At 71.8% G+C, this 24,633-nt stretch carries 21 protein-coding genes; 11 read left to right on the forward strand and 10 right to left on the reverse strand.

What is annotated here, in order from left to right; all coding sequences use genetic code 11:
- Both C882_RS12755 and C882_RS12760 read left to right on the forward strand, forming a co-directional pair.
- Positions 1-534, forward strand: coding sequence for a polysaccharide biosynthesis/export family protein (locus C882_RS12755; protein WP_009541029.1), 534 nt, complete (start codon positions 1-3; stop codon positions 532-534).
- Positions 534-1,865, forward strand: a complete 1,332-nt coding sequence (locus tag C882_RS12760; protein WP_009541030.1) for an O-antigen ligase family protein — start codon at positions 534-536, stop codon at positions 1,863-1,865. The genes C882_RS12755 and C882_RS12760 overlap by 1 nt, the downstream gene beginning before the upstream one ends.
- 433 nt (positions 1,866-2,298) lie before the next feature.
- On the opposite strand, the gene C882_RS12765 is transcribed toward C882_RS12760, so the two are convergent.
- Genes C882_RS12765 through C882_RS24670 form a run of 6 tightly spaced genes read right to left on the reverse strand, consistent with a single transcriptional unit; the run spans position 2,299 to position 9,958 of the window.
- A complete protein-coding gene (locus C882_RS12765) occupies positions 2,299-4,494 on the reverse strand; it encodes a GumC family protein (RefSeq protein ID WP_009541031.1) in 2,196 nt (731 codons plus the stop codon).
- Positions 4,485-5,585, reverse strand: coding sequence for a glycosyltransferase family 4 protein (locus C882_RS23285; RefSeq protein WP_009541032.1), 1,101 nt, complete (start codon positions 5,583-5,585; stop codon positions 4,485-4,487). Before C882_RS23285 ends, C882_RS12765 begins: the two co-directional genes overlap by 10 nt.
- Positions 5,582-7,045 (reverse strand): glycosyltransferase family 4 protein, encoded by a 1,464-nt coding sequence (locus tag C882_RS12775; protein ID WP_009541033.1) that lies wholly within the window; start codon positions 7,043-7,045, stop codon positions 5,582-5,584. The genes C882_RS23285 and C882_RS12775 overlap by 4 nt, the downstream gene beginning before the upstream one ends.
- Positions 7,042-8,523, reverse strand: a complete 1,482-nt coding sequence (locus C882_RS12780) for an O-antigen ligase family protein (protein WP_009541034.1) — start codon at positions 8,521-8,523, stop codon at positions 7,042-7,044. The genes C882_RS12775 and C882_RS12780 overlap by 4 nt, the downstream gene beginning before the upstream one ends.
- Positions 8,520-9,194 carry a sugar transferase gene (locus C882_RS12785; RefSeq protein WP_052000152.1) on the reverse strand — a complete coding sequence of 225 codons (675 nt, stop codon included), beginning with the start codon at positions 9,192-9,194 and terminating at the stop codon, positions 8,520-8,522. The genes C882_RS12780 and C882_RS12785 overlap by 4 nt, the downstream gene beginning before the upstream one ends.
- Positions 9,191-9,958: a WecB/TagA/CpsF family glycosyltransferase gene (locus tag C882_RS24670; protein WP_043645478.1), complete on the reverse strand. Its 768-nt coding sequence runs from the start codon at positions 9,956-9,958 to the stop codon at positions 9,191-9,193. Before C882_RS24670 ends, C882_RS12785 begins: the two co-directional genes overlap by 4 nt.
- A gap of 347 nt (positions 9,959-10,305) precedes the next feature.
- Between C882_RS24670 and C882_RS25035 the strand changes: the two genes are divergently transcribed.
- A complete protein-coding gene (locus tag C882_RS25035) occupies positions 10,306-13,599 on the forward strand; it encodes a coiled-coil domain-containing protein (protein ID WP_009541038.1) in 3,294 nt (1,097 codons plus the stop codon).
- 198 nt (positions 13,600-13,797) lie between these two features.
- Here the strand turns inward: C882_RS25035 and C882_RS12800 are convergent, their stop codons facing one another.
- Together C882_RS12800 and C882_RS12805 are read right to left on the reverse strand one after the other, a co-directional pair.
- Positions 13,798-15,243, reverse strand: a complete 1,446-nt coding sequence (locus tag C882_RS12800) for a cryptochrome/photolyase family protein (protein WP_009541039.1) — start codon at positions 15,241-15,243, stop codon at positions 13,798-13,800.
- 110 nt (positions 15,244-15,353) lie between these two features.
- Positions 15,354-15,860 carry an HIT domain-containing protein gene (locus C882_RS12805; RefSeq protein ID WP_009541040.1) on the reverse strand — a complete coding sequence of 169 codons (507 nt, stop codon included), beginning with the start codon at positions 15,858-15,860 and terminating at the stop codon, positions 15,354-15,356.
- 163 nt (positions 15,861-16,023) lie between these two features.
- Here C882_RS12805 and C882_RS12810 point away from each other — a divergent pair, with 163 nt between their 5' ends.
- The 8 genes from C882_RS12810 (at position 16,024) to mnhG (ending at position 22,944) form a co-directional block, all read left to right on the forward strand.
- A complete protein-coding gene (locus C882_RS12810) occupies positions 16,024-16,977 on the forward strand; it encodes a DMT family transporter (RefSeq protein WP_009541041.1) in 954 nt (317 codons plus the stop codon).
- Between the two features lie 89 nt (positions 16,978-17,066).
- On the forward strand, positions 17,067-19,427 hold the full coding sequence (gene mbhE / locus C882_RS12815; protein ID WP_009541042.1) for a hydrogen gas-evolving membrane-bound hydrogenase subunit E: 2,361 nt from the start codon (positions 17,067-17,069) through the stop codon (positions 19,425-19,427).
- Positions 19,424-19,861 (forward strand): Na(+)/H(+) antiporter subunit B, encoded by a 438-nt coding sequence (locus C882_RS12820; protein ID WP_009541043.1) that lies wholly within the window; start codon positions 19,424-19,426, stop codon positions 19,859-19,861. Before mbhE ends, C882_RS12820 begins: the two co-directional genes overlap by 4 nt.
- 3 nt (positions 19,862-19,864) lie before the next feature.
- Positions 19,865-20,257, forward strand: coding sequence for an NADH-quinone oxidoreductase subunit K (locus C882_RS12825; protein WP_009541044.1), 393 nt, complete (start codon positions 19,865-19,867; stop codon positions 20,255-20,257).
- Positions 20,254-21,777 carry a proton-conducting transporter transmembrane domain-containing protein gene (locus C882_RS12830; protein ID WP_009541045.1) on the forward strand — a complete coding sequence of 508 codons (1,524 nt, stop codon included), beginning with the start codon at positions 20,254-20,256 and terminating at the stop codon, positions 21,775-21,777. Before C882_RS12825 ends, C882_RS12830 begins: the two co-directional genes overlap by 4 nt.
- The gene (locus tag C882_RS12835; protein ID WP_009541046.1) at positions 21,774-22,253 is read left to right on the forward strand and encodes a Na+/H+ antiporter subunit E; all 480 of its coding nucleotides are present in this window, start codon (positions 21,774-21,776) and stop codon (positions 22,251-22,253) included. The genes C882_RS12830 and C882_RS12835 overlap by 4 nt, the downstream gene beginning before the upstream one ends.
- On the forward strand, positions 22,250-22,594 hold the full coding sequence (locus tag C882_RS12840) for a monovalent cation/H+ antiporter complex subunit F (RefSeq protein ID WP_009541047.1): 345 nt from the start codon (positions 22,250-22,252) through the stop codon (positions 22,592-22,594). The genes C882_RS12835 and C882_RS12840 overlap by 4 nt, the downstream gene beginning before the upstream one ends.
- Entirely contained in the window at positions 22,591-22,944 is a 354-nt protein-coding gene (mnhG, locus tag C882_RS12845; RefSeq protein ID WP_009541048.1) for a monovalent cation/H(+) antiporter subunit G, read from the forward strand. The genes C882_RS12840 and mnhG overlap by 4 nt, the downstream gene beginning before the upstream one ends.
- 6 nt (positions 22,945-22,950) lie before the next feature.
- On the opposite strand, the gene C882_RS12850 is transcribed toward mnhG, so the two are convergent.
- Positions 22,951-23,502, reverse strand: coding sequence for a PAS domain-containing protein (locus C882_RS12850; RefSeq protein WP_009541049.1), 552 nt, complete (start codon positions 23,500-23,502; stop codon positions 22,951-22,953).
- A gap of 107 nt (positions 23,503-23,609) precedes the next feature.
- Positions 23,610-24,602, reverse strand: coding sequence for an RNA polymerase factor sigma-32 (locus C882_RS12855; RefSeq protein WP_052000153.1), 993 nt, complete (start codon positions 24,600-24,602; stop codon positions 23,610-23,612).
- Positions 24,603-24,633 lie beyond the last annotated feature (31 nt).

Raw genomic sequence — 24,633 nt, forward strand, 5'->3', positions numbered from 1 at the left:
ATGCGCGCCGTGCTGATGCGCATCATCCTGATCGCCGCGGTTCTCTGGGCCCTGCCCGGGGGCGCCGAGGCCGACGCGACGCGGGCCTATCGCCTGGGCGCGAGCGACGCGCTCAGGGTGACGGTCTTCGATGAACCGGACCTGTCCGGCACGTTTTCCGTCGACGGCGGCGGCCGGCTGGCGCTGCCGCTGATCGGCGAGGTAAGGGTCGGCGGCCTGACACTGGAGGAGGCCGAGGCGCGCATCGTGGCCCGGCTGGCGGACGGCTACCTCAAGCATCCGCGCGTGGCGCTGGAGGTCGCCAACTACCGGCCCTTCTACATCCTGGGCGAGGTGCGGAACCCCGGCCAGTATTCCTACGCGGAAGGCATGACGGTGATGAAGGCCGTGGCGCTGGCCGGCGGCTTCACCTATCGCGCCGACGAGGACGACGTGGAGATCACGGCCGCCGGCGCCCCGCAGGCGCGCGAGGTGCCGCCGGACACGGCCGTCATGCCCGGCGACACCATCCGCATCGGCGAGCGCTTCTTCTGATGGAGCGGGCGGCCTTTCGTGCCGGGCTGGCGCTGGTGGTGCTGGCGCCCCTGCCGCTGGGGGCGAACCGTCCGTGGGCATGGAGCCTGCTGGCGCTGGCGCTGGGGTTGCTGCTGGCGGCGGCCCGCCCGGCGCTGCCGCGTCCCCTGTGGCCGGCGGCGGCGCTGTGGGTCGCGGTGCTGGGCTGGGTGGCGGCGCAGGTCGGCGGCCTCGCCCCGCCCGTGCGGCCAGACGTCTGGGCGCGGGCTGCGGCGGCACTGGGCCAGGCCGTGCCCGCCGGGGCCTCGCTGGACGCCGACGCGGGTCGGGCGGTGCTTCTGCGGCTGATGATGGCGGCGGGCTGCTTCTGGCTGTTTGCCGCCTGGGGCGCGTCGCGCCGGCGATCGGCGTCCGCGCTGCGGGCGATCGGCTGGGCCGCCGTGGTGTGGGCGGCATTCGGGCTGGTTCTGCTGACGATGGGCGGGGACCGGCTGCCGTTCGGCGAGAAGACCCGCCACCTGGGTGCCGCCACCGGACCCTTTCCCAACCGCAACACCTTCGCCCTGTGGCTCGGCATGGGGCTCTGTGCCCTGGCGGCGGCGGCCGTGCAGGCGGAGGCGCACCGGCGGTGGGCGCGGGCCGCGCCCTGGGTGGCTGGCGCGGCGGTGGTGCTGGTCGCCCTGGTGCTGACCCAGAGCCGGGCCGGAACACTGGCCGCCGGTGCGGGAGTCGCGGTAACGTTGGCGTTGCTCGGGCGCCGCCGGTGGGTGCTGCTGGCGGTGCCGGCGGGGGTGCTGGCGCTCGCGCTTCTGACGCCGCTGGAGACGCGCCTGGCCGCCACCGCCGAGGCGCCGCTGCCGCGCCTGACGGTCTGGGCGGTGACGCTGGAGGGCATTCTGGCAGAACCGTGGCGCGGAATCGGGGCCGGGGCCTTTCCCGATGCCTTTGCCGCCGCCCGCCCGCGCGCGCTTCTCCAGCCCTGGCACTACGCCCACCAGGCCTACCTGGAACTGGCGTGGGAACTCGGCGTGCCGACGGTCCTCGTGCTTCTGGCAGCGATCGGATGGGCGGTGGCGGTTGCGGTGCGCGGTGCCCTGAACGGCTCCACCACGGCGGCGGCCGGGGTGGGCGCTGCGATGGCGGCGGGGCTGCACGCGCTGGCCGACTTCAGCCCGCAGATCCCGGCGGCGGCGCTGTTGATGGCAAGCCTTCTCGGCCTCGGGTGCGGGCGATCATGCGCCGCAGAAGCGCCGCCCCGGCGGGCGAGCGCAGAACCGCCCGCACCCGCGCGGCGTCCACGTCCCACGCCAGCGCCACCTGGTCCAGCACCGTCGCCCGATCGGCAGCTCTGACCCCTGCCCAGGCATGGGCCGCCGCCGGCAGGCGGGCGAAGAGGAGGGGGCGGTCCGTCGGCGCGGCACGCATGGACGCCACCACCGCCGCGGCCACCTCCGCCTCCGTCGCGCCGCGCGCCTGCCGCAGGTGGGCGAGCCGCAGCCATGTGTGAGCATCCAGCGGCCGGCGCATGAGTGCCGCCGCAGCCGCCCTCTCGGCTTCCCCCGGCGGCAGCAGGACCGCGCGGGCGGCCAGCGTGCGCGCATCCCGGAGGCCGGCCAGCGTCAGGGCGGCGCGCTGTCTTTCATCCGGCGGAACCGTCTCGCCCGCCCGCAGGGCGTCCAGAACCGGCGCGGCCGGCAGGGCGCGCACCGCCTCCACCGCCGTCGTGCCGGCGAGGGCGATCAGCGCCAGCCCGAATGCAAGGGCGGGCAGCCGGCGCAGCATGGATCAGGCCCGGTAGTAGGCGGCATAGCGGCCGTAGACCGAGGCCGCGTCGCCATAGCCGTACCGGGCATGCCGCTTGAGGTCGATGCGCGTGATGACCGGCAGCGGATCGGCGCCGGCCTCCACCAGCGCCCGCACGCCCTCCGCCGCCGCCTCGCGCGGGGTGCTGTCCCAGCGCAGGGCATAGAGCACATGGTCCGCCCGCCGCGCGAGCAGCCGGCCGTCGGCGACGGCCAGCACCGGCGGTGCGTCCACCACCACGGTGTCGAAGCGCGCCTTCAGGTCGGCCAGCAGGGCCGCCATGGCCTCGGCCTCCGCCAGGTCCAGCGCGGTCACGCCGGCGCGCCCGCCCGGCAGGACCTTGAGGCCCGTGCGCGGATCGTCGGCCAGCGCCTCTTCCAGCGAGGCCTCGCCGCTCAGAACGTCCAGCACCGTCGGGCCGGCGGGCAGGCCCAGGGCGCGTGCCAGGGCAGGACGGCGCAAGTCGCAGTCCACCAGAACCGCCGGGCGCCCTGCCTGCGCCGCCGTCCGCGCGAGCCAGAGCGCGAGCGTCGACTTGCCCTCGTCTGGCAGGGAAGACGTCACGGCGACCACGCCGGGCGCTGCGCCGCACGTGCGGATGAGAAGCTGGGCGCGCAGGCTCCGCACCGCCTCGGCGGCGGCATCGCCCGGCGCGTCCAGGATCGCGTCGGCGGGCGCGCGGCCTGGCGTCAGCGGCACCATGGCGAGGACCGCGCGGCCCGTGGCGGCTTCGGCCTCGGCGGCCGTGCGCACGGCCCGGTCCAGGTGCTCGCGCAGGTAGGCGAGAGCCACGCCGGCCATCAGCGACAGCACCCCGGCCGAGCCCAGCCAGGCCAGGCGGCGCGGATGCGACGGATCAACCGGCACGACGGCCGGCGAAACGACGCGGCTGTCGGGTTCCTGAAGGCTTTCCTGCGCGCTGGTTTCCTTGAAGCGGGCCAGGAAGGCCTCGTACATCAGGCGCGAGGCGTCGGCCTCCCGCTCCAGCTCGCGCAGGGTGACGGCGGCGGTGTCCTCCTGAGCATCGCGTCCTTCCAGCCGCGACAGGCTGTTGCGCAGGCTGGTCTCGCGGGCGCGGGCGACACGCACCTCGCTTTCCAGTCCGGCGACGATGGCGCCCACCTCGGTCGCGATTTTGGCCCGGACCTCCTCCAACTGGGCGCGGGCGTCGATCATGCGCGGGTGCTTTTCACCATAGCGCGTCGACAGTTCCGAGACCGTGCGCAGGACGCCGGCCTCCTGCTCCTTCAGGCGTTGCACCAGCGGCGAGTTCAGCACCTCGGGCACGCCCTCGCCACCGGCCAGGCGACGGGCGGCGGCGAGACGCGCCTCGGCCTCGGACCGGCGGGATTCGGCAAGGATGAGCTGGCTGGAGACCTCGCCCATCTGCTGGGCCGTGAGCGGCGCCTCGGCGGTCTCGGTCAGACCCTGTGCCGTGCGGAAGTCGGCCACGGCGGTCTCGGCGGTGCGCACCTCGGCGCGCAGGTCGGCAAGCCGCGTGTCCAGCCATTCGGTGGCCTTGCGGGTGGCGTCGAACTTGGCCTCGAGCTGCGCCGTCAGGTAGGCGTCGGCGAGGGCATTGGCCAACCGGGCCGCTGTCTCGGGCCGTTCGCTCTCCACCGTCACCCGCAGCACGCGCGAGCGGTGGACCGGCGCGACCGAGACGGCGTCGCGGAATTCCTCCAGCGTGTCGGCCCGGGCGGCGGGGCTGGCGGGGTCTTCCACCGGCGCCCGCCCCAGAACCACCGCCTGCCACTCGGCCGGCAGCATCCCGAGCGCCATCGAGACGAGCCCCGGCGGCTTCAACGCCGTATTGAACTCAGGCTCGGCGTAGAGGCCTTCCGCCTCTGCCACCCTGTGCAGCAGCGCCGGGGCGCGCAGGACTTCAGCCTCGGTGAAGACGGTGGCGGCATCGGCCGGGGTGCCGGCCATCACCGCATCCATCTCAACCACCCGGCTCTGCGGCGCCGCCACCAGGACCAGCGCCGTCGCCGAATAGAGCGGTGTGACCAGCACCATGACCAGTCCCGCCAGCACCACGCCCAGAAGCGTCACCGCCGCGATGGTGCCGCGGCGGCGCCAGGGAACGGTGAGTTGCCGGCGCAGACGGTCGACCTGGGCATGCGGATGGTCGGGGGCGGCGAGGCCCGGTGGAGGCGGGGCGGCTGTCACAGGCATGAGCGGTAGACCTCGAGCAGGCGCGGCGCCACCACGGGCGCGGCGAACCGACGGGAGAAGGCGGCGCGGGCGGCGGTCCTCATGGCGGGGTGCAGGCCCTGCACGGCACCGGCGATGGCCGCGGACGAGCCGGCGGGAACGATGAAGCCCGTCACGCCGTCCTCCACCAGGTCCGGCAGGCCGCCGGCGCTGCTGACGATGGCCGGCGTACCCCGCGCGGCGGCCTCGATCACCACACGGCCGAAAGGCTCCGGCCACAGGCTCGGCACCACGACGGCGCGGGCGGCGGCCAGCCGTTCCAGCACTTCGGCATGAGGCCGCTGACCAAGCAGGACAATGTTGGGCTGCCCCTCCAGCGTCACCCGCGCCGGGCCATCGCCCAGGACGTGCAGGGGCGGTAGGCCGCGGAAGCGCGCCCAGGCGTCGGCCAGAAGGCCGACACCCTTCTCCGGCGTCAGCCGTCCGGCATAGATGATCGCGCCGCCGCCCGGCCCGGCCGCGGCGGCTTCGGTCATGTTGGGGACGACGGCGCGCGGCCAGAAAGCGGGCAACATGTCGGCCACTGCGGCGGAGGGGCAGACGAAAGCCCGCACGCAGCGCCGCCACGTGCCGATCAGGCGGTGCAGGCCCAGGGCGGCGGCGGCGCCCGCCGTGGCGGTCCGGCTGTCGCGCCAGCAGGGGCGGCCAAGGGCGGGCCAGGCGATGGCGTGGCCGGCGCAGGCGTCGCATGGGCGTCCGGTGCGGAAGCGGGTGGCGGCGGGGCAGACCAGCCGCCAATTGCGCACCGACTGCACCACCGGCACCCCCAGCCGTGCCGCCGTGCGGTGGACCAGCGGCGACAGGGCGGGGAAGAAGTTCTGCACGTGAACGATGTCCGGCCGCGCCGCCGCGACACGCTCGGCAAGTTCGGCGGCAGTGGCGCGGTTCCAAACGGCGCGGCCGAAGGCACGGATGCCGGAGCCGTCCTCCGGCGGCAGGGTCCATCGCTCCACCGAGACGCCCATGGCGGACAGGGCGTCGGCCTCGGTGGCGGCCGAGACGTCCTCCCCGCCCGGATGGCGGTAGCGCGCGTGGACCATCAGAACCTTCATGATCGCCGCCAGTCGCCCTCGTCGCCGGGCGCGCCGGGCTCCTGCGGTCCCCATGCGTCGCTGGGTTCGGTGCCGTTGTCGGGCAGAGTGAACCCTTCCTCCTCCCACTGGCGGCGCACGTCGTCGGGCATCATTCCGCCGAGCGCATCGCCCAGGGTCGGGCGCGGCTCGGCCTTTTCGTACGCTTGCGTATGATCGGGCGCCGGCGCCCAGGGGTCGGGCTCCTGCGGCGGCTCCGGGTCGGTCCAGGCCTCGGCTCCGGCCCCGGCCCCGCTTTCCGCCGCCGGCCAGGGTTCGGCCTCGACGTCGTCGGCGGGTGTATCCTCCCACGAAACGGGCTCCCACTGGGCTTCGTCCATTTCGGGCAGGGCGGCGGGACCTTCGGCGACGGCGGCCGTGTCGGGCACCTCCAGAAGGGCGGCGAGGCGGCCGCGGAAGCTTTCGTGGTCGAAGGCGCCGGGTATCTGATCGCGGCCCTTGCGGCCCATCTCGCGCGCCGCCTTGGCATCCACCAGCACGCGCCAGATGGCCGACGCCACCTGGCCCGGCGGCGCGGTCAGGCCGGTGACGCCGTCCTCGATCAGCCAGGCGGCGGCATCGTCGGTGCCGCCGACGACCGGAATGCCGTGGGACCAGGCCTCCAGGAAGGCAAGGCCCGAGCCCTCCTTTTTCGACGGCAGGACCACCAGGTCCGTCTGGCGGTAGACCTTTTCCAGCGCGGCGTCGTCCAGGGGGCCCAGGAACTCCACCCTGCGGTGGACGCCCATCTGCACGGCGTAGTCCCACAGGGGCTCGATCAGCGGGCCGGCGCCGACGATGCGGTAGCGCAGGGCAGGGAAGCGCTCCAGCAGGCGCGGCAGGGCGCGGATCACAAGCCCGACGCCCTTGTTGACGTCGCGCACGCCCAGCCGCGCGACCGTCAGGATGTTGTGGCCGTGCGGGCGCTTGACGTCCTCGTGGACCGCATCCACGGCCTGGGGCAGCAGGAAGAAGCGGTCGCGCGGGATGTGGTGGCGGCGGCTCATGCGCTTGAGCGTCACCGCCGACAGGGCGGCGATGCGGTGGGGCACCTTGCGCGACAGGAAAGCTTCCCATCCCGGCGTGCGGCGGTGGGACGGATCGCCCCAGACCTCCGGCCCGTTGGCCAGCAGGATCACCTTGCACTTGGGCGCCGTCACGCGTGCCGCCGCGCCGATGGGCAGGAAGTCCACATGCCCCAGGATCAGCACGTCGGGCCGGTTGGTCAGAACGTGGGTCAGCACGGCGTCGCGCACGGCCTTGGTCTTGCCGCCGCCGGTGCGCATGGGCACGGGGCAGGGCGCGTGCGGATCGTCGAGCACGGAAAACACCCGTGCCTTCACGCCGGGCAGTTCCGTCAGCGCGCGGATGAGGCGGCGGTTGTACTTTTCCATGCCGCCCTGGGCGAACCACGCGCCGTACATGACGAAGGTGACGTTCACGCCACGATCCTCCTGGATGCCGGGGATTGATCGAGGCGGGACGCTACCACTTGAGACGGGGCCTTCGCCACGGCCGCGGCACCGGCCACCAGCCCCAGAACCAGGAAATACTGCCACGTCAGGAAGATGCCGGCGTTCAGATACCCGGCGGCCTGGCTGCCCAGCAGGAAGGCGGCGGCCAGGCGGGCATCGGCGTAAGGCGTTGAGCCGGCGGTGAAAGCCTCGCGAGTCCACCGCCACAGGAATCCCAGGAACAGCATCACCGCCGGAAGGCCGCCCAGGATGGCGAGCTTCACCAGCACGTTGTGGCTGTCGTGCGCGGCCAGCAGTGCCGGCGGCAGCGGCAGGGCGGCGCCGTAGCGCGGATCGGTGCCGGCACCCAGGCCGGTCAGCGGATGGAAACTCAGCACGTCGCGCAGGTTGGTCCAGGCGTCGAGCCGGGCCTCGATGGTCCCGACGGTAAGATAGCGGCGCAGGAACGGATCGTCGGTGGCGGGCAGGCCCGTGAACAGCGCGTCATAGGCCCATCCGCCCAGCCACAGCGTCAGCGGGAATCCGGCCAGCGCCGCGCCCACGATCACCGCCGGGCGCCGCAGCGGCCGCCAGCCCAGCGCCAGCCAGGCCGTGCCGGTGACCGCCAGGGTCAGCCACGGCGTCCGGCTCTGTGTCAGGGTCAGGCCGATCAGCACCGCCGCCCAGGTGGCGAGGGTCCATCCGGGCCCGAGGCGCGCCAGCAGCACGATCACCAGGGCGCCGGTCAAGGCCTGCCCCCAGGTGAAGGGGTCGGGAAACAGCGAGAAGACGCGGCGCTCCCAACTGTCGCCGATCATCCAGGCGTGCACCTTGCCGGCCTGGATGGAGCGGTCCGCCGCACCTACGGCCCAGGCGAGGTCCAGACCCGTGTAGCCCGCCAGGAACTGCCACAGGCCGTAGGCCGCGCTGGCGATGCAGACCAGCGCCGCCGCCCGGGCGATGGTGGCGCGCGCGGCCGCGTCGGCGCCGATCAGCAGGGCGGGCAGGAAGATCAGAGCCGGCAGAATTTCCTGATGCAGGGCGCCCAGCCGCTGGAACCACGGCGTCCCGTAGGAGGAGGCGACAGCGGCGGCGCCGGTCCACGCTACCAGTGCCGCCAGCCAGATGCCGCTGTTCGGCAGGCGGGCCGACAGCAGGCGGGGCAGGGCGGCAGCCAGCGCCACCGCCAGCAGGGCGGACGGCAGAAGCTGCACACCGTAATAGGCGGCCGGGCTGTCCTCGCCCAGCAGGAACACCGCCCGCTTCAGCGCCTCCGCCAGAGGCTCGGCCAGCAGAACGGCGGCCAGCAGACCGGCGAGGCTCAACCGCGCGCCCACCAGCAGCAGCAGGGTGCAGGCCAGTGCCAGCAGGATCACGCCGGACCCGCCCAGCACCGCACCGGCGGCGGCCAGGACGGGCGCGGCCAGCATCAGCAGGAGCGTGCCGGAGGGGCGGGCGGTGGTCACAGGCAATGCCGGCCGCCGCTCAACACGACGATCGTCCTCAGGAGCAGCCAAACGTCCAGCAGGGGCGTCCACGACCGCACGTAGGCGGCGTCAAGTCTCGCCATTTCCCCCAGCGAGCGGTCGCGGCGGGCGACCTGCCACAGGCCGGTCAGCCCCGGCCGGACGCCGCGCCGCAGCGTCCGGGTGCCGGCGTCCAGGGCGTTCAGGTGATAGGGGGGCAGAGGGCGCGGGCCCACCAGGGACAGGTCGCCGCGCAGCACATTCCACAACTGCGGCACCTCGTCGATGGCGTAGCGACGGAGCATGTGGCCGATACCGGGCAGGATGCGGGGGTCGTCGGCCAGCTTGCACGTCGCCGCCCACTCCGCCTTGACGGCGTCGTCCGCCGTCAGCCGGCGGGCGAGGACCCGTTCGGCATTAGGGACCATGGTCCGCAACTTCCACAGGCGGAAGGGCCGGCCGTCGCGACCCAGACGGACCTGGCTGTAGAAGGCCGGCCCGCAATCGGCGAGGCGGATCGCGACGGCGGCCAGCGCGATGACGGGCAGGGCGAGCGCCAGCAGCGGCACCGCCAGCGCCACGTCCATGGTGCGTTTCAGCGCGGCGGGTGCGCGTCGCACGAGCGGCGGGGCGGCGTCGATGACAGCGGCGGCGGGCACAATGCTGCTCATGCGGCGCGCCTCCGCCACGGCCGGTGCAGGGCGCAGAGCAGCAGGAAGGCCGGGACGGTGCGGGCATAGCGCCGGCCGAGCCGGCGCGGCTCCGCGGCCAGCCGCCACAGCCATTCCAACCCGGCGCGTTGAAGGGTGCGGGGTGCCTGGGGCACCGTACCGGCGACGAAATCGAAGGCCGCGCCCACACCGGCGCGGACCGGGATCGTCAAGGCCCTTCGGTTGGTGTCCAGCCATAGCTCCTGGCGCGGCGATCCGAGCCCCAGCCACAGCACGTCAGCCTCTAAGCCGCGCAGCGCCTCCAGGTCCTCTCCGGCCTGCGGCAGGCGGCCCGGTGGGCGCATGGGCAGGCCTTCGGCGCTCGCGATCCGCAGGCCGGGGTGCCGCGTCCCCAGCGCCGCCGCCACCCGTGCGGCGGTGCCCGGCCGGCCGCCCAGGATGACGTGGCGCAGGCCGTGCGGGCGGCCGATATCGCAGACCCGGTCCATGAGGTCCGGACCGTAGACCCTTGCGGCGTCACGGAAACCCGCCATGCGCTGCAGCCACACCAGCGGCATCCCGTCGGCGGTGACAAGGTCCGCGCGGGCGTGGGCGTGGCGCAAGCCGTCGTCGGATCGGGCGCGGATGATGCCGTGGGCGTCGCGGGGGCAGACGGTCAGCGGCCGGCCCTCGACCGCCGCCGCGACCATGCGGCGTGCGGCCTCGTCCAGCGTCAGGGCGTGGACCGTCGTCCCCAGGATGTCCAGCCCCGGCGTCTTCCCCATGTCCCCCATGCGATCCCCGCCGTTCCAGGGTGGTGTACTACCTCTTCCGGTGAAAAGCTTGTACCACGGCACGCGAGGGTAGGCGGCCCTGCTTCCGCGCGAGAGCAGCCGAAAAAGCATCTCAGGCGCGATGATCGTCTTTCGTTCCGCATCCCATGATAATTGTTCATGGTGGCAAAAAATCATGAGTGGTAGCGTCGCCCGGCGAAGGGAAGCGACTCGGCATGTTTGCGGCGCTGGAATGGGATCACGACGCGGTGTAGGCTTCGCTCCACCGGACCGTGCCGCACGTCGCGTCGGTCCGCCCGTGTTCGCATCCTCCGTTCTCCCGCAGGAGTACCGTTGCAGTGAAGGCCGACGAGGCGACGACCAGCGGCGCGCAAGACCCGTCCTCCTCTTCCTCCACCACCAGCAGCACCGCCACCGGCGGCGGATCGGGCAACCATCCCGTTCCGGCCCTGGCTGCGGCGCTGGGACCCGAGGATGCGCTGGAGCCCGCGCCGCCGCGCCGTGGCGCGGGATGGTTGTACGGTGCCGCCCTGTTGCTGTCGGCGGCGTGGCTGGGCGTGTGCGCATGGTACATCGGCCGCACCATGGGGTGGCCGGCCCTGCCCGACGTGGCTCCGGACGTCTTCGGCGGGCTGGCGGCCGGTGCCCTGGTGCCCGTGGCCGTGCTGTGGCTGGTGGTCTCCACCATCGAGCGTGGATCGGCGCTGCGGCACGAGGCCCGGCTGCTGCGCGAGCACCTGGCGCGGCTGACCTATCCCGACGCCGCCGCGCGGGCGCGGGTGGGGCAGGTGACGGATGCGCTCAAGGAACAGGCCGAGGCGCTGACCGACGCCAGCCGCCGCGCCGTGGAACGGGCCGAGGCCGCCCGCGCCATGCTGTCGGAGGAAAACCGCGAACTGGCGCGCGTGTCCGGCTCCGTCGGCGGCGAGGCCAAGACGGCGGCCGACGCCCTGAAGGAACAGGCCAGCGCCCTGGAAGGCGTGCTGGAACGGGTGGAAAGCGTCGGCAAGCGGCTGTCGGACGGGCTCGCCAAGCACACCAGCGCCGTCGACGGCGCCACGGGCAAGGCCGAGGAGGCCGGCGTGCGCCTGTTCGAGGTGCTCGACAACCAGACCAAGGTTCTCGATACCCTCACCCAGAACACCACCGGCCGGGTGGAGGCGCTGGAACATCTGGTGGAGCGCCAGGAAGGTGTCGCCTCCCGTGCCGAGCAGGCCGGCAAGACGCTGCGCGAGGCCGCCGAGATCCTGGCCGGCAGCACCACGGAAACGCTCACCTCGCTGGCCGATGGTGCCGACCGGGTGGAACGCGCCGTGGGGCGCCTGGACGAGCACGCGGTTCAGGCCCGCGACAACGTGGCCGCCGCAGCCAAGGCGCTGGACGAAGCCGCCGAGCAGGCGGTCAAGCGCGCCGCCGAGGCGTCGGAGGCCCTGGAGGGGGCCAAGGCCGGCATGGCGTCGGCCGTGGACGAGGCCGGCGCCCGCCTGGACGGCATCACCGGCAAGGCCGAAGGCTACACGCAGTCGGTCAACGATATGGCGGACGCCGTGACCGGGCGCCTGGACACGGTGGGGGCGACGGCGCTGGAGCGGGTGCGCGCGCTGGGGATCGCCACCGACAACATCGGCGCCCGCGCCCGCGAAGCCTCGGAAGACGTGCGCGCCCAGGCCGACCTTCTGGAACAGACGGCGGTGCGGGTGCAGCGCCAGACCGGCGGCATCCGCGGCAGCCTGGAAAAACAGGTGGAGGCGGTCGACGCGGTGGTCGCCCGCCTGAGCGAGCGCATGACGGCCAACGAAAGCACGCTGTCCGAGCAGGCCAAGGCCCTGGACGGCGCCACGGCCGAGGCGCTGTCGCGGCTGGAGACCGTCACCGCCGGCGTCAAGGCGGCGACCGAGGAGACGGACGGCGTCATCGCCCGCGCCACGGAAGCGGCGGAAAGCGTCGAGGCCCGCACGAAGGCGATCGCCGGCGTGGCCGAGGACGCCCGCGACCGCCTGCTCGCCCTGACCGAGGACCTGCGCAAGGCCGGCGCGGAGGTGGAGGAGACGGCCGCCGGAGCCGACACGCGCCTCACCGGGCTCAACCAGACCTTCATCGACCGGGCGCGCAAGATCGTCACGGCGCTGGATACGGCGCTGGACGAGGTCGTGTCGAACGCTGAGCAGCGTGGCGAAACGGTTGGCCAGCGCCTGGGGCAGCGGGCCGAGGAACTGGACGGTGCGGTGGCGGAGGCTGTCGCCCGGGTGGAGGAACGCCTGTATTCCGCCGGCAAGGCGATGGAGGCCCAGGCCGCCGCGCTTACCGAGACGGTGGATCAGGCCGCCCAGCAGGCCGAGGGCCGCATCGGGCAGTTGAACACGGCGGTGACCAAGCGCGCCGCCGGCCTTCTGGCACCCATCGACGAGGCGGCGCGCGGGGTGGAGGCGCGGCTGTCGACCGTGGGCGAGGGCATGGAGGCCAAGGCCGCCGAACTGGCCGCGCTCATCGACCGCACCGCCGGTTCGGCCGAGGAGCGCGTCAACATCCTGGTCGCGGCGCTGCGGGACCGTGGCGAGGGGCTGGCCGATCCGGTGGACGAGGCCGCCCGGCGCGTGGAGGCGCGCATGGATGCGCTGGGCATGGACGTCGGCAAGCGCACGCGATTCCTGACCGAACAGATCGAGCGCGCCACCGGCGACTGCGAGACCCGCGTCGGCGACCTGGCCCAGGCGCTGACCGGCAACGTCAATGCCCTGACGGACTCCGCCGACCGCGCCGCCGACGCCCTGGCCGCCACCGATGCGGGCGTGCGCGAGCGGGCCGAGATGCTGGCGCAGGTCACCGACAGTGCGCTCCAGCACATCGGCGACCTGGCGCACGCGCTGGACACCACCGGCTCGCGCCTGCACGAGATCGTCGTCAACGGCTCCACGGCGGTGGGCGAAAGTGCCGAGGCGCTGGACAACGCCGTGACATCCTACCGCGAGCACACCGGCCGCATTGCCGAGGAAATGCGTCTGGCAAGCGAGGACTTCCGGGTGCGCTTCCGCGACCTGGGCCGCACGTCCGAAGAGTCCATGGAGAAGGTCGCGGCCGCGCTGGAGGAAATGCGTGCGCAGACCGATGGGCTCAGCCGCGCCAGCGACCGCCTGACAGACCAGACGGAGCGCGCCGGCACCCTGTTCGAGCGGCGGGCGGAAACCCTCAACCACGTCGCCGACCGGGCCGAGGAGAAGCTGCGCGCCCTGGAGGCCTCGCGCGACCAGGCGGACCTGCAACGCTTCCTCAACAGCGCGGTGTTCATCATCGAGCGCCTTCAGTCGGTGGCTGTCGACGTCACCCGCCTGTTCAGCCCGACGGTGGACGAAGAGTTGTGGCAGCGCTACTACCGGGGCGACACCTCGGCCTTCCTGCGCCACGCCGCCCGCACGCTGACCCGCAAGCAGGCTGGCCAGATCCGCGAACTCTATGGCGCCAACGCCGAATTCCGCGACTACGTGAACCGCTACATCGCCGAATACGAAAGCCTGCTGCGCACCGCCCGCCAGACGGACCGGGCGGAGGTGCTGGCGGCAACGCTGACCAGCGCCGACATGGGCAAGCTGTACCTGGTGCTCGCCCGCGCGGTAGGCCGGCCGATGGAAGGATGAGGGTTGGTCGGTCCTGGGCGGTGCCGTCGTTCGCAGGTCGGATAACAGTGGATATGGATTCCTGCTTTCGCAGGAATGACGATCAGTTAAGTGTTTAATATTTTTTGTAAAATACTCGTCGCCCCTGCGAAAGCAGGGGCCCACCTGCGGTGTTGACCGCCCTGACGCAGCCCTGTCAATCGCTGCTGCTGAGCCGCCTTACTCCGCCGCATCCTTGATGCCGCGCCAGGCGGCCAGGGCGCGGTGGCGGGCGTGGCTGTGGTCGACCATGGGTTCGGGGTAGCCGGTGCGCGCCAACTCGAGCGGCGCCTGCCAGGGCTTGTGGATGACGCGACGGTCCATTTCTCGCAGTTCCGGCACCCAGCGGCGGACGTAGTCGCCGCGCGGGTCGAACTTCTCGCCCTGAAGCACCGGATTGAACACGCGGAAGAAGGGCGCGGCGTCGGCGCCGCAGCCGGCCACCCACTGCCAGTTGCCGGGATTGCTGCCCCAGTCGGCGTCCACAAGAGTGTCCCAGAACCAGGCCTCGCCCACCTGCCAGGGCGCCAGCAGGTCCTTGACGAGGAAGGACCCGACGATCATCCGCACCCGGTTGTGCATCCACCCCGTTTCCCACAGTTCGCGCATGCCGGCGTCGACGATGGGGTAGCCGGTCAGGCCCTTGCGCCAGGCGCGGATGTCGGCGTCGTCTTCACGCCAGGGGAACAGGCGGAACTCGGGGCGCAGCGGCGTGCGGTGGAGATCGGGGTTGTGGAAGAGCTGGTAGCGGTTGAACTCCCGCCAGCCGATTTCACTCAAGTAAGCGTCGGTGCTGGCGTTCGGCTCGGCCATGCTGCGCACGGCGTTCCACACCTGCCGGGCCGAAATCTCGCCGAAGCGCAGGTGCGGCGACAGACGCGACGTGCCAACCTCCGCCGGCAGGTTGCGGCCGGTGCGGTAGCGGGCGAGCGCGCCGTCGATGAAGGTGTGCAGGCAGGCCCAGGCGCCATCCTCGCCGGGCGTCCAGCTTTCCCGCAGGCCGCCTGCCCAGTCGGGCATGGCGGGCGTCAGGCGGAACTCGGCCAACGGCGTGCTGTCGGGCCAGTGGTCCGGGGCGGGCAGGCGCTCGGGCGGCGGCAGGGTCTCGGGGTCTCCGACCGCCTGCTTCAGGGCCTTCCAGAACGGGGTGTAGACCTTGTAGTGCCCGCCGGTGCCGGTCTTCAGCTCCGACGGCCAGACCAGCGCGTCGGGACGCAGGGTGACCGCCTCCACCCCCTGATCCTCCAGCGCCGCCGCCATCCGGCGCGCGCTTTCGCGGTGGGTGGGGACCACGGTTTCGTTGAGCAATACGCGCGCCGCCCCGGTCTCGGCGGCGACCTGCGGCACCACCTCGTGCGGGCGCCCGGCGCGCAGGATCAGGCGGGAGCCGAGGGCGCGGAGGCCTTCGGACAGGCTTTCAAGGCTGTAGTGCAGCCACCATCTGACAGCCCCACCCAGCGGCCGTGCGGTTTCGCCCGCGCCCAGGCCGTGGGCGGTGTCCACCACATAAAGCGGGATGACCGGTGCGCCCGTGCCGACGGCGGCGGACAGCGCCCGGTGGTCGGCCAGGCGCAGGTCGTCGCGGAAGAGGACGATCACCGGGGCAGCGGAAGCGGAGGAGGGCATCGGCAGTCCTGGGCTGGGCTTGATTTCAGCAAGAATTCCCACACTTTACGCGCGAGGGGCGGCTGCCGATCAGCATTTCCCGAAAAAGACGCCGGTGCCGCGCGGCGGTATCAATGCACCGTTCGCGTTCCCGGCGCCTGGGTCCGGCGGATGGCGCTGCCGCTGCCGCTGCCGCTGCCGGCGCCGCCTTCACGCGCCGGCGGGTCCACTTCGGGCGGGGTGATGGCCTCGCGCAGGCGGCTGACCACGTGCGGCAGTTCGGCCTCGGAGTAGGGCTCGCGCTCCTTCGCGCCCCACACCGGGCCGGGCCAGGCGGGGTCGTCGTCGAAGCGGGCGATGACGTGGACGTGCAGCTGCCGCACCATGTTGCCCAGCGCGGCGACATTCATCTTGTCTGCGGCAGTGAACAGTTGCAGCCGTTGTGCGGCGCAGGACGCCTCCTCCATCAGCCGCGTGCGGTCTTCCGCTGCCAGTTCGTGGATCTCGCTCATCCCCTCGCGCTGCGGCACCAGGATCAGCCACGGATAGGTCCGGTCGTTCATCAGCAGCACGCGGCAGAGCGGCCAGCGGGCGATTTCAACGGTGTCCGCGGCCAAGCGGTCGTCGAGCGTGAACATGGGAACGGTCTCCGGACGGAGGGCAGGGAAGGCATCGCCTGCAATCCTGCCGCAACGGCCGGCGCCTGTCACGGTGATAGCGGCCCTTGTGGCCGCGTCGGCCGGTCGGGCATGGTATGCGGCCCCGTACGAGCCCACCCTCTTGTTCCGGAAGTGCCCCGGCGTGTCGAACACCCAGACGTCCACCACCGCCACCAAATCCGCCCCCTGGTGGGCCTCGCCCTACCTGATGCTGGTGATGCCGCCCCTGTTCTGGGCCGGCAATGCGGTGGTCGGGCGCGTGGCGGTGGCGGACATCTCTCCGCTGGCGCTGTCGGTGGTGCGCTGGAGCCTGGCGATCCTGATCCTGCTGCCCTTCACCGCATCGGCCGTGCTGACCCAGTGGCCGGTGGTGCGGGCGAAGTGGAAGAGCATTGCCGTGCTCGGCATTCTTTCGGCCGGTCTCTACAACCTGTTCCTCTACATGGCGCTGGAGACCACGACGGCGATCAACGTGACGCTGCTCAACACCTCCATGCCCATGACGATTGTGCTGGTCTCGTGGATCTGGCTGCGCGAGCGGCCCTCGGGGGGCGGCATTGCCGGCATCCTGCTGTCCATGCTGGGCGTGGCGGTGGTGGTCGGGCGCGGTGATCCGAGCGTGCTCATGGGGCTGGAGGTGCACGCGGGCGACGGGCTCATGCTGCTGGCGGTGCTGGTGTGGTCGCTGTATTCCGTGGGCCTGCGCGCCCACCCGCCGGGGCTGACGCCGGGCGCCATGCTGACCGTGCAGATGATGGCGGGCCTGTGCTTCCTGGCGCCGCTCTACGCCGTGGAAGCCGCGACGGTCGGCAGCCCCGTTCCCGTCACCTGGGGCATGGCGCTGGTCTTCCTGTATGTCGCCACCGGTCCGTCCATCGGGGCCTTCTATTTCTGGAACCGGGGCGTGGCGGAGGCCGGGGCCTCCACGGCGGGGCTGTACATCAACCTTCTGCCGGTGTTCACGGCGATCCTGGCCGTCATATTCCTTGGCGAGAGCCTCTATTGGTTCCACGGCGCGGGCCTGGTGCTGATCTTCTCCGGCATCCTGCTGGGCACGCTGGGCGCGCGCAGGCGGCGCCGCGGGGCCGGCTCTTGAGGCGAGGAGCGTAAGGGCGGCGCAACCATCAGGTGGGGCGGCGTGTTTGCAAGCCGTCCCTTCTTGAATGTGAACCCAGGGAGGTGCCGTTGCAGGCCTCGTCCGGGTCCGCGTCGCCAGTCGCCCGCATCTTCTCCTCCGGAGCCTTCTCCGCGCTGCTCGCGCTCCTGATCCTTGGCCTGCTCGCCGCCGAGGTTCCGGCGGTGCAGGGCGGCGACGTGCGTGTGCTGTCGTGGCCCTGGGTGCCCAGCCTTGACGTGCCTTTCTCCCTGCGGCTCGACGGTCTGTCGGTCCTGTTCGGGCTGCTGATTGCAGGGGTCGGGGCGCTGGTGATGGTGTTCTCGGGCGGCTACATGAAGCATTCGCCGCACCGGGGACGTTTCATCCTCTACATGACTGCTTTCATGCTGGCAATGATGGGTCTGGTGACCGCTGAACACCTGATCCTTCTGTATGTTTTCTGGGAACTGACGACGATCACCAGCTATGTGCTGATCGGGTGGAAGCACCAGGACGGCGAAAGCCGCGCCGCAGCCCTTCAGGCGCTGCTGGTGACCAGCGTCGGAGGCCTGAGCCTGCTCGCAGGACTGATCCTGCTGGGGCTGGCGGCCGGCGGCTTCACCATAACGGCCGTGCGGGCCGCCGAGAACCTGCCCGACCACCCGTTCTATCCGTGGATGCTGGGACTGATCCTGCTCGGCGCCTTCACCAAAAGTGCCCAGGTGCCCTTCCACTTCTGGTTGCCCAACGCCATGGCGGCGCCGACGCCGGTGTCGGCCTACCTGCATTCGGCGGCCATGGTGAAGGCCGGCATCTATGTGCTGGCGCGGTTTCATCCGGCGCTGGCGGACAGCCAGGCATGGCTGATGACGCTGTCCATCGTCGGCGTCATCTCGGCGGTGACCGGCGCGGTGCTGGCGATCCGCCAGACGGACATGAAGCTGATCCTGGCCTATTCCACCGTGATGGGGCTGGGGACCATCGTGCTGCTGCTGTCGGGCGGCGACAAGGCGGCGGTGACGGCGGCCATGACCTTCCTGGTGGTTCACGCGCTCTACAAGTCGTCGCTGTTCCTGGTGGCGGGAACAGTCGACCATGAAGTCGGCAGCCGCGACGTGGAACGCCTGTCGCATCTGGCGGGGCCCATGCCGCGCACGGTGACCGCCGCCGTCCTGGCGGCCTTGTCAATGGGGGGCTTTCCGCCGTTTTTGGGGTTCATCGGAAAGGAACTGCACTACGAGGGCGCCATGGCGCTGTCCGCGGCGCCGACGTGGGTGGTGGGCGGCAGCGTGCTCGCCAACTCCCTCATGGGCACGGCGGCGCTGATCCTGGTCATCCGCCCCTTCTTCGCTTCCGCCCGCAAGCCGGGGCCGGAGCCCGGCGAGGAGGGCGACTGGCGCCTGTGGGGTTCGGCCCTGTTGTTGGCGGCGCTTGGACTGGCGCTGGGCCTCATGCCCGAAACCTTCGGCGATCGCATCATCCAGCCGGCCGTCATCACCATCGAGGAAGCCCCCCGAGACGTGGAACTGAAGCTGTGGCACGGCGTCAACGTGCCCTTGATGCTGAGCGTCCTGACAGTGGCGCTCGGCCTGCTGTTCTACTGGCGGCGGCGCAGCCTGCGGGCGGCGCTTGTGTGGATGACGCCACGCTTTCCCCTTCAGCCCGAGGCCGGCTACGAGCGGATCGTCCGGGCGCTCAAGAGCATCAGTGCGGCCGTCACCGGCCTCCTGCAGGACGGCCGCCTGACCAGTTACACCGGCGTCACCATGCTGGCCATGATCGGCCTTGCGACCAGTGCCCTGGCGGTGCTGGGCGGCCTGCGCCTGCCCGGGCCTGGGGAGTGGTCGTGGGGCGGCCCCATGGACTGGCTGGTGCTGCTGCTAGCGGCGGGTGCGGGCGTGGCAACGGTGGCCGCCCGCACCCGGCTTGCCGCCGTGGGCGCCGTGACCATTCTCGAAGGGGCCGTGGCGCTGATCTTCGTGCTGTTCGGCGGGCCGGACCTGGCGATCACGCAGATCACCGTCACCACACTGAGCGCCGTCCTGCTGGCGCTGGTTCTGCTGCGCCTGCCGCCGCCGGCGGAGAAGCCGGCGATGGGTGTCGGCGCCAAGGTCGCGAAGGGCTTGATCGCCCTGGGCGGCGGCACGCTGGTCGCGGTTCTGCTGGTCTCCGTCACCGCCATGCCCTTCGACGCCAGCCTGACGCAGCGCATCCTCAAGCTCGCCCCTGAAAAAGCCCACGGCGACAACGTCGTCAACGTGATCCTGGTGGACTTCCGCGCCTTCGATACCCTGGGCGAGATCACGGTGGTGACCATGGCGGGGCTGGGCGCCTACGCGCTGTTCCGCCTGGGCCGCAGCGGGCTCGACAGCGGCCGCGACGCCGGCACCGCCGGCACGCACGGCGAGCCCCATCGCCAGAGGACCGGAACTCGGGAGCGCCGGTCATGAGCACGCTGATCCTGCGCACCATGGGGCGGCTCTTGGCGGCGGTCCTGATCCTGTTCTCCCTCTACATGCTGCTGCGCGGCCACAACGATCCGGGGGGCGGGTTCATCGGCGGGCTGATCTGCGCGCTGGGAATCGTCATCGGCTCGCTGGGTGAAGGTTCCCGCCGCGCCCGCCGCGCGTTGCGGATTGCGCCCCGCCTGATCGCGGCCGCCGGACTGGCGGTGGCGCTGATCGCGGGCTTCTCAGCCGCCCTGGCGGGCAAGCCTTTCCTGACAGGGCTGTGGATGACGGTCGGCGGCTCCCACGTCGGCACGCCCATTCTGTTCGACGTCGGAGTCTATCTGGTGGTGATCGGCGCGACGCTCGCCCTGCTGCTGGCGCTGGAAGAGGATGCGGGCCGTGTCAACGCCGGCGAGGTCGAGGAGGAGGAATAGGCCGTGGAACCCTGGCTCGCCATCCTCACCGGCCTCCTGACGGCCTGTGCGCTCTATCTCGTCATGTGCCGCAACCTGGTGCGCATCGTGCTGGGGACGGTGCTTTTGGCACATGCCATAAATCTGGCGGTGCTGACGTCGGGCCGGCTGACCCGCGCCATTCCACCCATCGCGCAAGGCGAGGGCGGCGTGCCCGAGACGGCCGCCAACGCACTGCCGCAGGCGCTGATCCTGACAGCGATTGTCATCAGCTTCGGGTTGCTGATGTCGGTGCTGGTGCTGGCGGTGCGTCTGCGCCGCGTGCTGGGGACGGTCGATACGGACCGCTTCCGCGCCGCCGAGCCGCCGCCGGACGTCGCCGCCGCCGAGGATGAGCACCGGAGGCACGAGGCATGACGTCCTGGCTGCCCGCGCTTCCCGTGCCTCTGTCGCTGGCGATCGCCATCGCCTGCTTTGCGCTGCGCACGCACCCGGTGCCGCACCGGATGGTGTCGCTGGCCGGTGGCGCGGGACTGCTGGCGCTCACAACCCTGCTGCTCGCACGGGTGTGGGAGGGGGCGGTGCTGGTTGCGCCTCTGGGCGACTGGGCGCCGCCGCTGGGCATTGCTGTCGTCGCTGACCCGTTGAGCGCGACCTTCTCCGTCACCGCCGCCGTCGTTGCGCTCGCCTGCATCGCGTCGGCCATCGGCGAGGCCGACCGGGGGCGGGAGCGGGGCGGATTCCATGCCTTCCTGCATGTGGTGATGGCGGGTTGCTACGGCGCTTTCCTGACCGGCGACGTGTTCAACCTGTATGTCTGGTTCGAGGTCGTGCTCATTGCCTCGTTCGCGCTGTTGGTGCTGGGCGGCGAGGGACGGCAGCTGGATGGCGGCATCAAGTACTTTGTCCTCAATCTCATCGGCACCTCCGTGCTTCTGGTCGGCGTGGCGCTGCTGTACGGCCTGACCGGCACGCTGGCCATGGCCGACCTGGCGGGCGCCGTGCCGGTGGTGGAGAACCAGGCGCTGGTAACGGCGGTGGCGATGCTGTTCCTGTTCGCTTTCGCCGTGAAGGGGGGGCTGGTGCCGGTATTCTTCTGGCTGCCGGCCAGCTACCACGCGCCGCCGGCCACCGTCTCAGCCCTGTTCGCGGCGCTGTTGACCAAGGTGGGGCTTTACGCCGCCCTCCGCGTGTTCACCGTGGTATTCGGCGGAACGGATGACCTTGGTTTTCTTCAGACCCTGATCCTAATGCTGTCCGGCGCGACGCTGGTTATTGGCGTGCTGGGGTCGCTGGTGGAGCGCGACGCCCGGCGCATCCTGAGCTTCCAGGTGGTCGGACACATGGGCTACATCGCCATGGGGCTGGGGCTCATGACGCCGCTGGGGCTGGCCGGCGCGGTGTTCTACAGCGTTCATGACATGGTGGTGAAGGCAGCCCTGTTCCTGACCGTCGGCCTGACCGCGCGCTTGGCGCAGGGCAGTTTCGCCCTGGCATCCGGCGGCGGCCTGATGCAGGCCCGGCCGGGGATGGCGCTGTTGCTGTTCCTGCCGGCCTTCAGCCTTGCGGGAATCCCGCCGCTGTCGGGGTTCTGGGGCAAGTATGCCCTTGTGCGCGCGGGCCTGGAGGCGGAGCAGTGGGTGATGGCCGGTGTGGCGCTGCTGGCTGCCTTTCTGACCGTATTCGCCATGGCCCGGCTGTGGTCGGCGCTGGCGTGGGAGGATCCGCCCCGGCCGCTTGCGACATTGACGGAGGCGCCGTGCCATCCGGGGTGGCTGGCGGCTCCGGCCGTCGCCATGGCGGGGCTGGTGGTGATCCTAGGCCTGGGTGCCGAGCCCGTGCTGGCGGTTGCCGAGCGGGCGGCGGCGCTGTTGCTGGACCCGGAGCCCTATGTGGAGGCCGTCATGGGCCTGGAACAGCAAGGAGGCGAGCCATGACCCTGTTCGCGCTCAACGTGGTGCTGGCGGTGCTCTGGGTGCTGCTGCGCGGCAGCTTCGACCTGACCGACTTCGCGACCGGCTTCGGCCTCGGCTTCCTTGTGCTAAGCCTCGCCCATCCCCTCTATACCCGGCGGGGCTCCACCGGATACGTCGACACGCCCTTGCGGGCCGGGTGGCTGGTGCTGCGATTCGTGTGGGAGGTTCTGCGCGCCGCCACGGCCGTCCTGGTGGAGGTCGCCACCCGTCGCCGTGCCGCGCCCGGCATCATCGCCGTGCCGCTGGAGGCCCGCACCAATGCCGAGATCACCCTGTTCGCCAACATGATCACGCTGACGCCGGGCACGGTCAGCCTGGAAGTCGGGCTCGACCGCCAGGTTCTTTACGTCCACGCGCTGTTCTGCCGCGATCCGGCGGCGGCCAAGCGCGCCATGAAGGACAGCCTGGAGCGCCCGGCGCTGAAGGTGCTGCGATGACCCTCGTTCACGCCGCCGCCCTCTTCTGCTTTCTCTGCGCGGTTGCCGCCGGGCTGGTGACGCTGGCGCGGCTGGTGAAGGGGCCGCGCGCCGCCGACCGGGTGAACGCGCTGGACATGCTGGGATACGTCGTGGTCGTGGCAGCGGCGGCCTTCGCCATCGTCGCGGCCCAGGCGCTCTACATCGACGTGGCGATGACCATGGCGCTGCTGGCGTTCATCGGCACGGCGGTCATGGCGCGCTATCTGATGCGCCGCGCGTGGCGGGCGCATCACGGCGGCCACCCGCCGACGGAGCCCGAGGAGGCCCACGAGAACCGCGAGCCGGAGGCCCAGCCATGACCGCCGGACCTTGGACCGATTGGGTCGCCGCCGTCCTGCTGGTAGTGGCAGGTCTCTACACCCTCGGGGCGGCGGTGGGCCTGTTCCGAATGCCGGATTTCTACGGCCGCTTGCACGCCGTGTCGGTGGCCGGCAGCGTGGGTGGCGGTGCGGCCGCGCTGGCCGTTGCCTTCGCCTTTCCCGAGGTCGGCACGATCACGAAGGCCCTGATGACGCTGGTCTTCCTGTTCCTCGGCGGACCGGTGGGCGGGCATCTGCTGGCTCGCGCGGCTTACCGCAGCGGAGAACCGCTGTGGGAGGAAACGGTGATCGATGAGCTGGACGACCCGCACCCGCCGAAGCGGCTCTGACCGCTTCTACCGGAAATGCTCCGGCCGGTCCTCCAGGGCATCCAGGGCCACGAAACGGCTGTGATAGGTGTCGTCGAGGGTGCCCTGATCCGGCGCCTGGGTCTGGATCAGGCCGCCGAGCACGCCGGTCACGACGCCGTCCGGGGTCCCGAGCGGCAGCAGGAGCTTGGCGCGCGGCACGGCGCCGCCCCCGGCCAGGGTGATCATGGTCCGGTAGCAATGGACGACGCGGTCTCGGCGCACGCTTTCCAGAACCCGCGTCAGTACGTCCAGGTCGTGGGCGCGCACCACCTCGTCGACGAAGCGGCCCTCCGCGTCGGCGCCGTAACGCTCGCGCGCCTGCTCCCCCACCTTTACCAGGCGGAAGCGGGGGCAGTCCCCGGCCGCAGGTGCCGCCGGCTCGCAGGCATAGACGACGGCATGGCGCCGCACGTCGGGCGGCAGGGCGGACAGATCGATGGCGCCGGGTTCGGGCATCAGGTGGTCGCCGCGCGCGGCCACCCAGTGCCGGAACAGGGCCTTGAGCACGGGGTGGTCGATCTCCGGCGCGAAATGCATGCGGCTTCCTCCAGACGACACGGCGCCCCGCCGGCCGGCGGGCGGTGCCCAGTATGGCCGGACGGGGCGGGGCGTCAATCGTCGAGCGGGTGTTGAAACGATGCGCGTCAGGTGGCGGCGGGGACGGGCGCTCCGGGCCGGGCGCGGCGGCGGGTGGGGCCGGCGGCTGCCTTGTTCGCCTTGGCGGCCTTCGCCGCTTTGGCGGCCGTGATCGCCTGACGCATCTTGTTGATGGCCTTGGCCTCGATCTGGCGGATGCGCTCCGCCGTCACGCCGTACAGCGCCGCCAGGGCCTGGAGCGTGTGCGGCCGCCCCGTCAGGTAGCGGCGGGCCAGGATGGTGCGCTCGCGCTCGTCCAGTACGCCGAAGGCCTCGCGCACCTTCTCCCGCCGCCAGTGGCTTTCCTGCCGGTCGGCGAGCTGGGCCTCCTGGTCGGGGCGCTCGTCGGCCAGGGTGTCCAGCAGCGTGCCGGTGCGGCCGTCATCGGGATCGCCGCCGGTGGGGTGGTCCAGCGACAGGTCGCCGCCCGACAGCCGCTGGCTCATGCGCACGATGTCGGCCGGGCTCACGTCCAGGCGCTCGGCCAGGCGGGCGATGTCGGCGTCCGTCATGTTCTCGGTACCAATCAGGCCCATCTCGCGCTTGGCTTTGGCCAGATTGAAGAACAGGCGCTTGTTGCCGGTGCCGGTGCCGATCTTCACCAGCGACCAGTCCTGAAGCAGGTGGTTGAGGATCGCCGCCCGGATCCACCAGCGGGCATAGGTGGCAAAGCGGAAGCCCTTGTCCGGGTCATAGCGCTTGAGGCTTTGCAGCAGCCCGATGTTGCCCTCGCCGATCAGGTCCGACAGCGGCATCCCCTGGCCGCGGAACTGGCGGGCCACCTTGGGCACCAGACGCAGGTGGGCGGTGACCAGCCGGTGCGCCGCGTCGACGTCGCCGTCCCGCGCCCAGGCGTCGGCAAACCGCCGTTCCTCGTCCTCGGTCAGGACGGGCAGGGCGTGAATGGCCGACAGATAGGCGCGCAAACCGCCTGTCCGGTCGTCGCGCGGATCCGGAAGCCGCAGCGGCGGAAGCGGGCGATCGGAAGAGGGCAGCGTCATGGGTCCGGCTCCTGCAGAGGGTGTCGGGCTC

The sequence above is a fragment of the Caenispirillum salinarum AK4 genome (assembly GCF_000315795.1).
Lineage (GTDB): Bacteria > Pseudomonadota > Alphaproteobacteria > Rhodospirillales > Rhodospirillaceae > Caenispirillum > Caenispirillum salinarum.